Raw genomic sequence first — 12,352 nt, 5'->3', positions numbered from 1 at the left:
ATCATGACCGACAGCAGCGCGCTCGACCCCGAGGACCGCAAGATCGTCACCCTGGCCCGTTCCGCGCGGGCCCGCAACGGAGTGCCCGAGGGGGCCGCCGTGCGGGACGAGACCGGGCGGACGTACGTCGCCGGAACCGTGGCCCTGGACTCCCTGAAGCTGAGCGCCCTGCAGACGGCGGTGGCGATGGCCGTCGCGTCCGGCGCGAAGTCACTGGAGGCGGCGGCCGTGGTGACGGAGGCGGACTCGGCGTCGGCCGGGGACCGCGCCGCCGTACGGGACCTCGGCGGGCCCGGGACCCCGGTACTGGTGGCCGGCCCGGACGGCGTCGTCCGCGAGACGCTGACCGCCGGCTGACACGCCGCCCGCCGTCACCCGGCCGACGCGGGGTGGCCGGACGCCGGGGTGTTACCGCCGGTAATTAGGCCAGATTTCAACCTTGTCGCGCCCTGCCTCCCGCGCATCAATGGAAACGCCGACCCCGACGAGACGTCGTCGGACGGCGTGATGCAGCGGGTCCGGACCCCATCTGCCGAACAGTTCCTCGAACAGTTCCTCCAGCAGTTCCCCCGACGGAGTTCCCCCACGGAATTCCCCCCACACGGAAAGGGAGCCGGAATCCATGAGAGGCAAACGATTCGGAACAGGTGTGTCCCTGGCGGCAGGTGCTCTCGCGGTCTGCGGGCTCGCCTTCGCCCCCACCGCCGCGGCGGTCGCCCCCGGAGCGGCGACCGTCAACGCCGACTGCGGAAGCTGGGGCGGCGGCGAGGCCACCCTGACGGCCACGCAGAACGGCACGTCCGCCACCGTCACCCTCAACACCTCCGCGGTCACCGCGCCCGTCGCGCTCGGCAAGGACTCGCTGGTCTCGGAACTCACCATGGTGAAGGCCGGCGGCGGCACCACCGTCCTCAAGGGCACCAAGAACCCGGCCATGGCGACCGGCGACGCCCTCGAGGTCGGTCCGCTCTCCGGGACCGTGGCCTCCGGCGACAGCCTGGAGGCGTTCGGCGGCACGCTCAAGGTGACCGCGTTCGGCTTCATCACCATCACCTGCACGGCGACCGCGCCGCAGGCACCGGGACCGTTCGTCTTCGACTGATCCGGGCGGGCGGGCGGCCGGGCGGGGCACCTTCACGAAGGTGCCCCGCCCGGTCCCGTCCCGGCCGGTGGTACGGCGGGGCTTCCGGCATCAGGGAGAATGGGCGGCATGAGTGTTCGTACCCAGTCATCCGAGCAGCCGGCCGAGGCCGTCCACCGGGCCGGTTTCGCCTGCTTCGTGGGCCGCCCCAACGCGGGCAAGTCCACCCTCACGAACGCTCTGGTCGGGCAGAAGGTGGCGATCACCTCGAACCGGCCGCAGACGACCCGGCACACCGTGCGCGGCATCGTCCACCGTCCGGACGCCCAGCTGATCCTGGTGGACACCCCCGGTCTGCACAAGCCGCGCACCCTGCTCGGCGAGCGGCTGAACGACGTGGTCCGCACCACCTGGGCGGAGGTCGACGTGATCGGCTTCTGCCTCCCCGCGGACCAGAAGATCGGCCCCGGCGACCGTTTCATCGCCAAGGAGCTGGCCGGGATCAAGAAGACGCCGAAGGTCGCGATCGTCACCAAGACCGACCTGGTGGACGGCAAGGCGCTGGCCGAACAGCTGATCGCCGTCGACCAGCTGGGCCAGGAGCTGGGCATCACCTGGGCCGAGATCGTCCCCGTCTCGGCGACCGCCAACCAGCAGGTCGGCCTGCTCGCCGACCTCCTGATCCCGCTGATGCCGGAGGGCCCCGCCCTCTACCCCGAGGGCGACCTCACCGACGAACCCGAGCAGGTCATGGTCGCGGAACTGATCCGCGAGGCGGCCCTGGAGGGCGTCCGCGACGAGCTCCCGCACTCCATCGCCGTGGTCGTCGAGGAGATGCTCCCGCGCGAGGACCGCCCCGCCGACAAGCCCCTGCTCGACATCCACGCCAACCTGTTCATCGAGCGTCCCAGCCAGAAGGGCATCGTCATCGGCCCCAAGGGCAAGCGCCTGAAGGACGTCGGCATCAAGTCCCGCAAGCAGATCGAGGCGCTCCTCGGGACACCCGTCTTCCTCGACCTGCACGTGAAGGTCGCCAAGGACTGGCAGCGCGACCCGAAGCAACTGCGGCGCCTGGGCTTCTGATCAGCGGCGCTGGTCGCGCAGTACCTCCCTGAACCAGCTGTACGACGCCTTCGGGGTCCGCTCCAGGGTGGCGAAGTCGACGTGGACCAGCCCGAAGCGGCGGGTGTAGCCCTCGGCCCACTCGAAGTTGTCCAGCAGGGACCACACGAAGTAGCCGCGCACGTCCACGCCCGCATCCACCGCCCGGTGCAGCGCGCGGATGTGGCCGTCGAGGTAGGCGATGCGGTCACGGTCGTCCAGGCCCTCGTAGGCGCAGCCGTTCTCGGTGACGACGACCGGCGGGAGACGGTCGCCGTAGCGGGCGCGGAAGTCGGTGAGGAGCTCCGTCAGCGCCTCCGGCACCACCGGCCAGCCGAAGTCCGTCACCGGGTGCCCCTCGATCTCCCGCACCGAGAAGGGCAGTTCGGCCGGCATCCGGACGCCGCCGACGTCGGTCTCCGTGCCCTGCGGGGCGCCGACGCGCGCCGGCGCGTAGTAGTTGATCCCGTACCAGTCCAGCGGCTCGGCGACGACCTCCAGGTCGGACGCGACGTCGCCGGGCATCAGGTCGCCGATGCCCTCCGGGTAGCGGCCGAGCAGCAGCGGGTCGGCGAACAGCCGGTTCAGCAGCACGTCGTAGAAGCCGGCCGCCACCACGTCCGCCTCCTCCCCGGACGCGGGCCACGTCGGGGCGTGGGAGTTGGCGATCCCGATGTCGCCCGCCCCCGCCGCCCTCAGCGCCCGTACCGCCAGACCGTGCGCGAGGAGCTGGTGGTGGGCCACGGGAAGCGCGTCGAAGAGCAGGTTCCGGCCGGGCGCGTGCACCCCCAGCGCGTGCCCCAGCAGGGTGTGCTCGGCCGGCTCGTTGAGCGTGATCCACTTCCTCACCCGGTCGCCCAGCCGCCCGGCGACCTCCGACACGTACTCCGCGAACCGCTCCGCCGTGTCCCGCTCCAGCCAGTCGAGACCGGCCGGCAGGTCCCAGTGGAACAGCGTCGGCACCGGCCGCACGCCCGCCGCGCACAGGTCGTCGACCAGCCGGTCGTAGAAGTCCAGGCCACCCTTCGCCCGCACCCTCGGCCAGGAGACGGAGAAGCGGTACGCGTCCACGCCCAGCCCGGCCAGCAGCGCCACGTCCTCGGCGTGGCGGTGGACGTGGTCGCAGGCCACCGCCGCCGTGGAGCCGTCCCGCACCCGCCCCGGCTCGGCCGAGAACACGTCCCACACGGACGGCTCGCGCTCGTCCGCCGCCCCCTCGATCTGGTGCGCCGAGGTCGACACACCCCACAGGAAGCCGGCCGGGAAGCGGGGAAGCGGGTTCGTCGTCGCCATGGCCCGGATCATCCGCACCGACGCGGAGCGAAGTCAACGCCCCTGCGCCGCAGGGCGGTTACGCGCCCTCCTTGAGCACGGCGCGGATCAGCCGCCGCTGCTCCTCCGTCAGCCGGGGGTCCGCGCAGTACACCGACCTCCCGTCCACCGTGATCCGGTAGCTGAAGCCGTCCGGCACCCCGGCCGGCGGTGTGTCCCGGCCTGCGGCCAGGACCCGCTCGGCCAGGGCGTGCCACTCGTGGGCGTCGGCCCGTCCCGAGGTGTCCACCTCGGCCCGCCGTTCGATCCCCGCGAACCCGCCCGTGCGCCGCACCTGAATACGCATGGGTCCGTGTCTAGTACGGAACTACAGCGTCCGCACCCCCACCCGCTCCCAGGCCTTCGTCACCGCCTGGAGCTCCTCGCCCTCCCCGTACCGGGCGCGCGCCGCCTTCACCGTCAGGGTCGCGAAGTCCGTGAACTGCGCGTCCTGCTGGAGCTCGCCGCCCGTCAGCACGTCGTACCAGACCTGCCCGGCCCGCTCCCAGGCGTGCCCGCCCAGCGTGGTGGCCGCCACGTAGAAGGCGTGATTGGGGATGCCGGAGTTGATGTGCACGCCGCCGTTGTCCCGGCCGGTGCGGACGTAGTCGTCCATCGTCGCCGGCTGCGGGTCCTTGCCGAGCACGTCGTCGTCGTACGCCGTGCCCGGCGCCTTCATGGAGCGCAGCGCCTCGCCCGTGACCCGCGGGGCGAGCAGGCCGGCCCCGATCAGCCAGTCGGCCTCCTCGGCGGTCTGGCCGAGCGTGTACTGCTTGATCAGCGCGCCGAAGACGTCCGACACCGACTCGTTGAGCGCGCCGGACTGGCCGAAGTAGTCCAGGTTCGCGGTGTACTGCGTGACACCGTGGGCGAGTTCGTGGCCGATGACGTCGACGGGGATGGTGAAGTCGAGGAAGATCTCCCCGTCCCCGTCGCCGAAGACCATCTGCTCGCCGTTCCAGAAGGCGTTGTTGTAGTCCTCGTCGTAGTGCACGGTCGCGTCCATCGGCAGTCCGCCGCCGTCGATCGAGTCGCGGGCGTACGCCGTCAGGAACAGCTCGAACGTGGCGCCGAGACCGGCGTAGGCGCGGTTGACGGTGGCGTCCTTGCCGGGCGCGTCGCCCTCGCCGCGCACCTTTCTGCCCGGCAGGTCGGTGCCGTGCCGGGCGTCGTACACGGTGCGGCGCGGCTCGCCCGGCTCGGCGTCGGCGAGCGTGGCGACGGCCGGGGCGCCGACGACCGTGGTCAGCCGGCGCCGGGTGCGCTCGTAGGCGTCGCGCCGGAGGGTGCGGCGCGCGGGGCCGTGGACCACGGGGTCCTCGGCCTGCGCGAGATGGTCGAGGACGTGCGGCGGGACGATGGTGCAGAAGACGGGCTCGAAGCCCCCGTTCTCGGTCATGCCCAGCACCATCGCACTGCGTGATGACGCTGTCACCCCTCGCAGTCATGATGAGCGAAATGCTCCGCCACTTCACCTCCTGGGCTGACGGCAAGTGGTATACAGCACTCTTTGTCCCCTTCGTCCCGACGGTCCCGCATACTGATACGGACCCTCGCACGGTGGCCGTCTCGGTTAAGCTGCGAAGCATCATGCGTTTCGGGCTGCTTCTCCTTAGCTGCCGCGGTGAGGGTCCGCAGTAGAGGCCGACCCCCTCCCCGCGGAGTTCGGCGCTGCGCCGTCGGCCGTCCACCAGGACACCCCGCGGACCTCCGAGGAGCCCACGCACCATGGCAAACCGCCAGCAGCCCAGTTCCATGCCGATCCAGAAGTACGGCCGCTACGAGCAGGTCGATCTCCCCGGCCGCACGTGGCCGCAGAAGCGGATCACCACCGCCCCCCGCTGGCTCTCCACCGACCTGCGCGACGGCAACCAGGCCCTGATCGACCCCATGTCACCCGCCCGCAAGCGCGCGATGTTCGACCTGCTGGTCAGGATGGGCTACAAGGAGATCGAGGTCGGCTTCCCCGCCTCCGGCCAGACCGACTTCGACTTCGTGCGCTCCATCGTCGAGGACCCGGACGCCATCCCGGACGACGTCACCATCTCCGTACTGACCCAGGCCCGTGAGGACCTGATCGAACGGACGGTGGAGTCCCTGAAGGGCGCCAAGCGCGCCACCGTCCACCTGTACAACGCCACCGCCCCGGTCTTCCGGCGGGTGGTCTTCCGCGGCTCCAAGGACGACATCAAGCAGATCGCCGTCGACGGCACCCGCCTGGTGATGGAGTACGCCGAGAAACTGCTGGGCGACGAGACCGAGTTCGGCTACCAGTACAGCCCGGAGATCTTCACCGACACCGAGCTGGACTTCGCGCTGGAGGTCTGCGAGGCGGTGATGGACGTCTACCAGCCCGGCCCGGGCCGCGAGATCATCCTCAACCTGCCCGCCACCGTCGAGCGCTCCACCCCCTCCACGCACGCCGACCGCTTCGAGTGGATGGGGCGCCACCTGTCCCGCCGTGACCACGTCTGCCTGTCGGTCCACCCGCACAACGACCGCGGTACGGCCGTCGCCGCCGCCGAACTGGCGCTGATGGCCGGCGCCGACCGTGTCGAGGGCTGTCTGTTCGGGCAGGGCGAGCGCACCGGCAACGTCGACCTGGTCACGCTGGGCATGAACCTGTTCTCCCAGGGCGTCGACCCGCAGATCGACTTCTCCGACATCGACGAGATCCGTCGCACGTGGGAGTACTGCAACCAGATGGAGGTCCACCCGCGCCACCCGTATGTGGGCGACCTGGTCTACACGTCCTTCTCCGGCTCCCACCAGGACGCCATCAAGAAGGGCTTCGACGCCATGGAGGCCGACGCGGCCGCCAAGGGCGTCACCGTCGACGACATCGAGTGGGCGGTCCCTTACCTGCCCATCGACCCCAAGGACGTCGGCCGCTCCTACGAGGCCGTCATCCGGGTCAACTCGCAGTCCGGCAAGGGCGGCATCGCGTACGTCCTGAAGAACGACCACAAGCTGGACCTGCCGCGCCGGATGCAGATCGAGTTCTCGAAGATCATCCAGGCGAAGACGGACGCCGAGGGCGGCGAGATCACGCCGGCCGACATCTGGGCGGTCTTCCAGGACGAGTACCTGCCCAACCCGGAGAACCCCTGGGGCCGCATCCAGGTCGCCAACGGGCAGAGCACCACCGACCGCGACGGCGTGGACACCCTCACGGTCGAGGCCACCGTCGACGGCGAGCAGACCACCCTGACCGGCTCCGGCAACGGGCCGATCTCCGCCTTCTTCGACGCGCTGCAGGGCATCGGCGTCGACGTACGCCTGCTCGACTACCAGGAGCACACCATGAGCGAGGGCGCCTCCGCGCAGGCCGCCTCGTACATCGAGTGCGCCATCGGCGACAAGGTTCTGTGGGGCATCGGAATCGACGCGAACACCACGCGGGCCTCGCTGAAGGCGGTCGTCTCGGCCGTCAACCGCGCAACGCGCTGAGCAGCCTTTTCGTGGGGTTTGAGGGCTCCGTCCGCCTTTCCGGGCGGGCGGGGCGCCGTCGGTTACCGGCCAATGGCTGTGGAGGTCACGGAAAGGTCTCGTCCAGGGTGCTGACTCCACCTCGCGGATGTGGCTAACATCACGCAAGCGCGGCGATGGTGCTGTGGCGTTGATGGAGGTGCGACGTGCTGCCAGAACGGGGAACCACCAGCCGTGCCGCTGCTGCCGGACTGTCGCGCCTGATGGGCACCCGCACCGCGTGGACGGCCGTCGGCGACGGGGAGTTCTTCTGCCCCGGCTGCGGCGGCGACCGCAACTACCAGCGGCTCACCGGACGACGCCGCTTCACCCTGCTCGGCGTGCCCGTGCTGCCGCGCGGCGCGTCCGCCCCGACCGTCGAGTGCGCCGCCTGCCGCCGCCACTTCGGCACCGACGTCCTGGACCACCCCACCACCACGCGCTTCTCCGCGATGCTCCGCGACGCCGTCCACACCGTCGCCCTCGCGGTCCTGGCCGCGGGCGGCATCTGCTCCCGCGCCTCGCTGGAAACGGCCGCCGCCGGGGTGCGCGCGGCCGGCTTCGACGACTGCACGGAGGAGCAGCTCGCCGCGCTCGTCGAGGCGCTGGAGGCGGACACCGGCCGCTTCACCGGTGAGCCCTGCACGGCGGGTCTCGCCATCGAGCTCCACGAGGCCCTGGACCCCCTGGCCCCACACCTGGCCGCCCCCGGCCGTGAGTCGATCCTCCTCCAGGGCGCCCGCATCGCCCTCGCCGACGGCCCTTACACCCCCGCCGAACGCGACGCCCTGGCCACGGTCGGCGCGGCCCTCACCATCTGCGCGGACGACGTGAACCGCCTCCTGGCGGCGGCCCGCACACCGTCCTGACCGGAACCGGACCCGGCGGCCACGCCGGAGCGAACGCCCCACCTGTCCCGATGTCATGCGACGGCGACAGCGCACAGACGCATGTGGCCGGGGGACGGCGACTCCGCCGCCGCGCACCCCACCACCGCTCCGGCCACCTCGGCCACACCCACCAGGCCGTGCCGCAGGAAGTGCTCCAGCGCCTCCGGCGACGGCGCCGTCCCCGCCCCGTACCAGGCCACCAACAAGTGGTGCACATAGGAGAGTTCGGAGGGGCCGGCCGGTCGTACGGACACCGTGGTCATGAACGTCATGAATGGCCCACCCCGCGCACACACGGCAATGGCCTGCTCCGGCCCCGTACTCCCGCGGGAGTAACCGCCGTTCCCGGCCGCCCGTCGCAGTACCCCGCAACTCGGTCTCGCGCCCGACGAACCCGATCCCCTGTGCCGGGAGGCTGGACACCGACCCAGACACCCGACCGGAGGGGAGCCCCGGCTCATGGGGGACGCAAGGACACACGTACGGCGACGGCGCCTCGTGCCGTGGGCGGTCGTCGGGCTGTGGATGGCCGCGCTCGTGCTGGTCGGGCCGCTGGCCGGCAAGTTCAGCGAGGTGCAGCAGAACCGGGCCGTCGACTACCTGCCCGACAGCGCGGACTCCACTCAAGTAGCGCGCATCCAGGACGCGTTGCCCGGTGGCGAGTCCACCGACCTGGTGCTGGTGTACCACCGGGACGGCGGACTGACCGCCGCCGACCGGGAGGCCGCCGCCGAGCAGGTCGCGCAGGTGGAGAGCGGCTACGAGCTGTCGGGCCCCCCGCATGGCATCCCCTCCGAGGACGGCAGCACCCTCATGTACCCGGTCTCCAGTACCGCGCCGGGCCAGGACGAGGAGGCCAGGGACGCGTTCGTCGACGGGGTCCGCGCGATCACCGAGGGACCGGGCGGGCTGAGCGTCGACGTCGGCGGGCCCGGCGCGCTCAACACCGACATGGGCAAGGTGTTCGGGACCATCGACGGCACCCTGCTGCTGGCCACCCTCGGCGTCGTCACCGTGCTGCTGGTGCTGATCTACCGCAGCCCCTTCCTGTGGCTGGTCCCGCTCGCCGTCGCGGGCGTCGCCGCCGCCGTGGCGATGGCCGCCGGGTACGGACTGCACGAACTGTTCGACGTCACCATCACGGGACAGAGCGGCGGCATCATGACCGTCCTCGTCCTCGGCGCCGGCACCGACTACGCCCTGCTGCTCGTCTCCCGCTACCGCGAGGAACTACGCCGCCACGAGCGGCCGTACGACGCGATGCGCGCCGCCCTGCGCGGCTGCGGACCGGCGATCCTCGCCTCCTCCGGCACCGTCGCCGCCGGGCTGCTGTGCCTGCTCGCCGCCGACCTCAACAGCAGCCGGGGCATGGGCCCGGTCGGCATGATCGGGGTGCTGGCCGCGCTCGTGGCCATGACGACCCTGCTCCCCGCAGTCCTCGTCCTGCTCGGGCGCCGCGTGTTCTGGCCGCTGATCCCCGCCCTCGGCAGCACGCCCACGGCGCGCCGGTCGCTGTTCGCCGCCATGGGCACCTCGGCCGCCCGGCGCCCCGCCGTCGTCCTCGCGGGCGGCGCCGTACTCCTCGGCGGCCTCGCCCTCGGCACGCTCAACCTGAACGGCAGCCTCAAGCAGGAGGACTCCTTCACCGACCGGCCCGAGTCCATCACCGCGATGCGGACCCTGGCGGAGGAGTACCCCGAGCGCAGCAGCCGGCCGCTCACCGTGATGGCACCGACCGGTCGGGCCGACGCCGTGGTGGACAAGGCCCGCAGCACCGAAGGGGTCGCCGACGCCGCCGCCGGGCGCAGCGGCGCGGGCTGGACCGAGATCGCCGTCTTCACCACCGCCGCCCCGGAATCGCCGGGCGAGACCCGCACCATCGAGGCCCTGCGCGACACCCTCGACGACGGCGCCCACGTCGGCGGCCCCAGCGCGCAGCAGCTCGACCTCGCCGACAGTGAGGCGCGCGACCGCAAGGTGATCGTGCCGCTGGTGCTCGCCGCCGTGTTCGTGATCCTCGTGGTCCTGCTGCGCAGCCTCGTCGCACCGCTGCTGCTGCTCGCCGCCGTGGTCGCCGTCTGGGGCGCCGCCCTCGGCATCGGCGGGCTGGTCTTCGAGCCGCTGTTCGGCTTCGCCGGCACCGACCCCGGACTCGGACTGCTGTCCTTCGTGTTCCTGGTCGCCCTCGGCGTCGACTACGGCATCTTCCTCATGCACCGCATGCGGGAGGAATCCCTGAGCGGCGCCGAACCCGAGGCCGCCGCGCTGACGGCACTGCGCACCACGGGCGGGGTGATCGCCTCCGCCGGCGTCGTGCTCGCCGCGACCTTCGCCGTCCTCACCACCCTGCCGCTGGTGCCGCTGGTCGAACTCGGCTTCGTCATCGCGGTCGGCGTGCTCCTCGACACCTTCCTCGTCCGCACCTACCTGGTCACCACGGCGAGCGTGCTGCTGCGCCGCCGGCTGTGGTGGCCCGGCAGGCTCTCCCGGACCCTGGATCCGGCCCCGCGCGAACGGCAGCCGGAACCGGTGTAGCCACCCGGGCGCCCCTCCCTCCCGGAGGGGCGCCCTCCTCCCGGAGGATGGACCCCGTGCACACGAAGACAGCGCAGGCAGTGGAGCGCCCCCGCACCGGCGAGCGGATCATGGCGGCGATCAACCGTGACCCCCTGACCGCCCCGCACGCCGTCCGCAACGACGCGGTCCTCGCCGCGTGCACCGCCGTGCTCGCCATCGCCGTCGCGCTGCTCGTCGACCACGGCCGCCGGCCCGACGCGCTCGGCTGGACGCTGCTGCTCGCCGCCCACGTCCCGCTGGCGTGGCGGCGACGGCGCCCGGTGCTCGTGCTGCTGCTGGTCCTGGCGCCGGTCGTGCCCTACCACGCCCTCGACAACAACCACGGTGCGCCCGTCGCCGGTTCCATGATCGCCCTCTACACCGTCGCCGCGACCGGCCCACCGCGCCGCACCCTGCTCCTCGGCACCGTCGTCATCGGCACCACCCTCACCGTGAACGCCCTCACCAATCCCGACGGCTTCGTGGAACTGGTCCGCATCACCGGCTGGGTCGTCGCCGTACTCGTGTTCGGCGTCGACGTCCGCTTCTACCGCCAGTACGTCGCCGCCATCGTCGAGCGCGCGGAACGGGCCGAACGCACCCGCGAGGAGGAGGCCCGCCGCAGGGTCGCCGAGGAACGCCTGCGCATCGCCCGCGACCTGCACGACCTGCTCGCCCACAGCATCACCCTCATCGGCGTGCAGACCTCCGTCGCCGCACACGTGCTGGCCGCCGACCCCGAACGCCTCGACCGCGCGACCGTCGCCAAGGCCCTCGACGACATCGCCGGGACCTGCCGGACGGCACGCGGGGAACTCCGTACGACCCTGGAGGTGCTGCGCGACAACGGCGCCCCCGCCGACGCCCGCGGCCCGCTGGCCGGCCTCGACGGCGTGCCCGACCTGGTGGCGGCCGCACGCCTCGCGGGCGCCCGGGTGGAACCGGCCGTCAGGGTGAAGGGGCCCGTTCCGCCCGCCGTCGGCGCCGCCGCCTACCGCCTCGTGCAGGAGGCGCTGACCAACGCCGTCCGGCACGCCGGTCCCGATCCGGCGGTCCGCGTCGAGCTGCGCGAGGAGGGCGGCACCCTGCATCTGTCCGTCACCGACGACGGCACCGGGCCCACCCCCGGCGGCACCCCCGGATTCGGACTCGTCGGCATGCGCGAACGGGCCCGCAGCGTGGGTGGCACACTCGACGCCGGACCACGGGAGGGCGGGGGCTTCACGGTGACCGCGACCCTGCCGCTGACGACCGTGACATGGGAAGGGACCACCGGATGACCATCCGCGTGCTGCTCGCCGACGACCAGACCCTCGTACGGGAGGCGTTCGCGATGCTCGTCGAGTCGGCGCCCGACATGGAGGTCGTGGGCCAGGCCGCCACCGGCAGGCAGGCGGTGGAACTGGCCCGTACCGAGCCAGCCGACCTCGTCGTCATGGACATCCGGATGCCGGACCTCGACGGCATCGAGGCGACCCGCCGCATCGCGGCCGACGACGACCTCGCGGGGGTCAAGGTCCTCGTCCTCACCACCTACGACACCGACGAGAACATCGTGGACGCGCTGCGCGCCGGTGCCTCCGGCTTCCTGGTGAAGGACACCCGGCCCGCCGAACTCCTCGACGCCATCCGCACGGTCGCGGCCGGTGAGGCGCTGCTCTCACCGGGCCCCACGGCTCGGCTGATCGAACGTTTCCTCCGAAGCCCGTCGGCGCCCGTCGCCGCCGGCCCGGAGTGCCTGTCCGACCGCGAACGCGAGGTGCTCACCCTGGTCGCGCGCGGGCTGAACAACACCGAGATCGCTGAGTCGCTGGGCCTGAGCCCGCTCACCGCCAAGACCCACGTGAGCCGCACGATGGGCAAGCTCGGGGTCCGGGACCGGGCCCAACTGGTCATCGTGGCGTACGAGTCGGGGCTGGTGGCGCCGGGGAGGGCGTGAGGCGGC

At 72.2% G+C, this 12,352-nt stretch carries 12 protein-coding genes; 8 read left to right on the top strand and 4 right to left on the bottom strand.

The annotated features are described in order from the left end of the window. Positions 1-3 precede the first annotated feature (3 nt). From BU52_RS18515 to era, 3 genes are all read left to right on the top strand, one after another. Positions 4-357, top strand: coding sequence for a cytidine/deoxycytidylate deaminase family protein (locus BU52_RS18515; RefSeq protein ID WP_037935721.1), 354 nt, complete (start codon positions 4-6; stop codon positions 355-357). 265 nt (positions 358-622) lie between these two features. After that, positions 623-1,102: a hypothetical protein gene (locus BU52_RS18510; protein WP_037935718.1), complete on the top strand. Its 480-nt coding sequence runs from the start codon at positions 623-625 to the stop codon at positions 1,100-1,102. 108 nt (positions 1,103-1,210) lie between these two features. Beyond that, complete coding sequence (gene era / locus BU52_RS18505) at positions 1,211-2,164, top strand: GTPase Era (RefSeq protein WP_037935823.1); 954 nt, start codon at positions 1,211-1,213, stop codon at positions 2,162-2,164. Here the strand turns inward: era and BU52_RS18500 are convergent, their stop codons facing one another. The 3 genes from BU52_RS18500 to BU52_RS18490 are packed head-to-tail and all read right to left on the bottom strand — an operon-like array spanning position 2,165 to position 4,892. Then, positions 2,165-3,475, bottom strand: a complete 1,311-nt coding sequence (locus BU52_RS18500) for a GH1 family beta-glucosidase (protein ID WP_037935717.1) — start codon at positions 3,473-3,475, stop codon at positions 2,165-2,167. 58 nt (positions 3,476-3,533) lie between these two features. Then, positions 3,534-3,800 carry a protealysin inhibitor emfourin gene (locus BU52_RS18495; protein WP_037935714.1) on the bottom strand — a complete coding sequence of 89 codons (267 nt, stop codon included), beginning with the start codon at positions 3,798-3,800 and terminating at the stop codon, positions 3,534-3,536. Positions 3,801-3,821: 21 nt separating this feature from the next. After that, positions 3,822-4,892 (bottom strand): M4 family metallopeptidase, encoded by a 1,071-nt coding sequence (locus tag BU52_RS18490; RefSeq protein ID WP_037935822.1) that lies wholly within the window; start codon positions 4,890-4,892, stop codon positions 3,822-3,824. A 329-nt stretch (positions 4,893-5,221) separates the two neighbouring features. On the opposite strand from BU52_RS18490, the gene leuA reads away from it, so the two are divergent. Next, positions 5,222-6,943: a 2-isopropylmalate synthase gene (gene leuA / locus BU52_RS18480; RefSeq protein WP_037935709.1), complete on the top strand. Its 1,722-nt coding sequence runs from the start codon at positions 5,222-5,224 to the stop codon at positions 6,941-6,943. A 185-nt stretch (positions 6,944-7,128) separates the two neighbouring features. Beyond that, positions 7,129-7,830 (top strand): TerB family tellurite resistance protein, encoded by a 702-nt coding sequence (locus BU52_RS18475; protein ID WP_037935705.1) that lies wholly within the window; start codon positions 7,129-7,131, stop codon positions 7,828-7,830. A 53-nt stretch (positions 7,831-7,883) separates the two neighbouring features. On the opposite strand, the gene BU52_RS35960 is transcribed toward BU52_RS18475, so the two are convergent. Then, entirely contained in the window at positions 7,884-8,123 is a 240-nt protein-coding gene (locus BU52_RS35960) for a hypothetical protein (protein ID WP_037935702.1), read from the bottom strand. Positions 8,124-8,310: 187 nt separating this feature from the next. Here BU52_RS35960 and BU52_RS18465 point away from each other — a divergent pair, with 187 nt between their 5' ends. Genes BU52_RS18465 through BU52_RS18455 form a run of 3 tightly spaced genes read left to right on the top strand, consistent with a single transcriptional unit; the run spans position 8,311 to position 12,346 of the window. Continuing rightward, positions 8,311-10,386, top strand: a complete 2,076-nt coding sequence (locus BU52_RS18465) for an MMPL family transporter (protein ID WP_037935699.1) — start codon at positions 8,311-8,313, stop codon at positions 10,384-10,386. A gap of 47 nt (positions 10,387-10,433) precedes the next feature. Further along, positions 10,434-11,687: a sensor histidine kinase gene (locus BU52_RS18460; RefSeq protein WP_037935696.1), complete on the top strand. Its 1,254-nt coding sequence runs from the start codon at positions 10,434-10,436 to the stop codon at positions 11,685-11,687. Further along, on the top strand, positions 11,684-12,346 hold the full coding sequence (locus BU52_RS18455) for a response regulator transcription factor (RefSeq protein ID WP_037935694.1): 663 nt from the start codon (positions 11,684-11,686) through the stop codon (positions 12,344-12,346). Before BU52_RS18460 ends, BU52_RS18455 begins: the two co-directional genes overlap by 4 nt. Positions 12,347-12,352 lie beyond the last annotated feature (6 nt).

Origin of the sequence: Streptomyces toyocaensis (assembly GCF_000725125.1) — a bacterium.
Taxonomy (GTDB): domain Bacteria; phylum Actinomycetota; class Actinomycetes; order Streptomycetales; family Streptomycetaceae; genus Streptomyces; species Streptomyces toyocaensis.
Note: the sequence above shows the minus strand (reverse complement) of the source record. Positions and strands in the feature narration are given on the sequence as shown.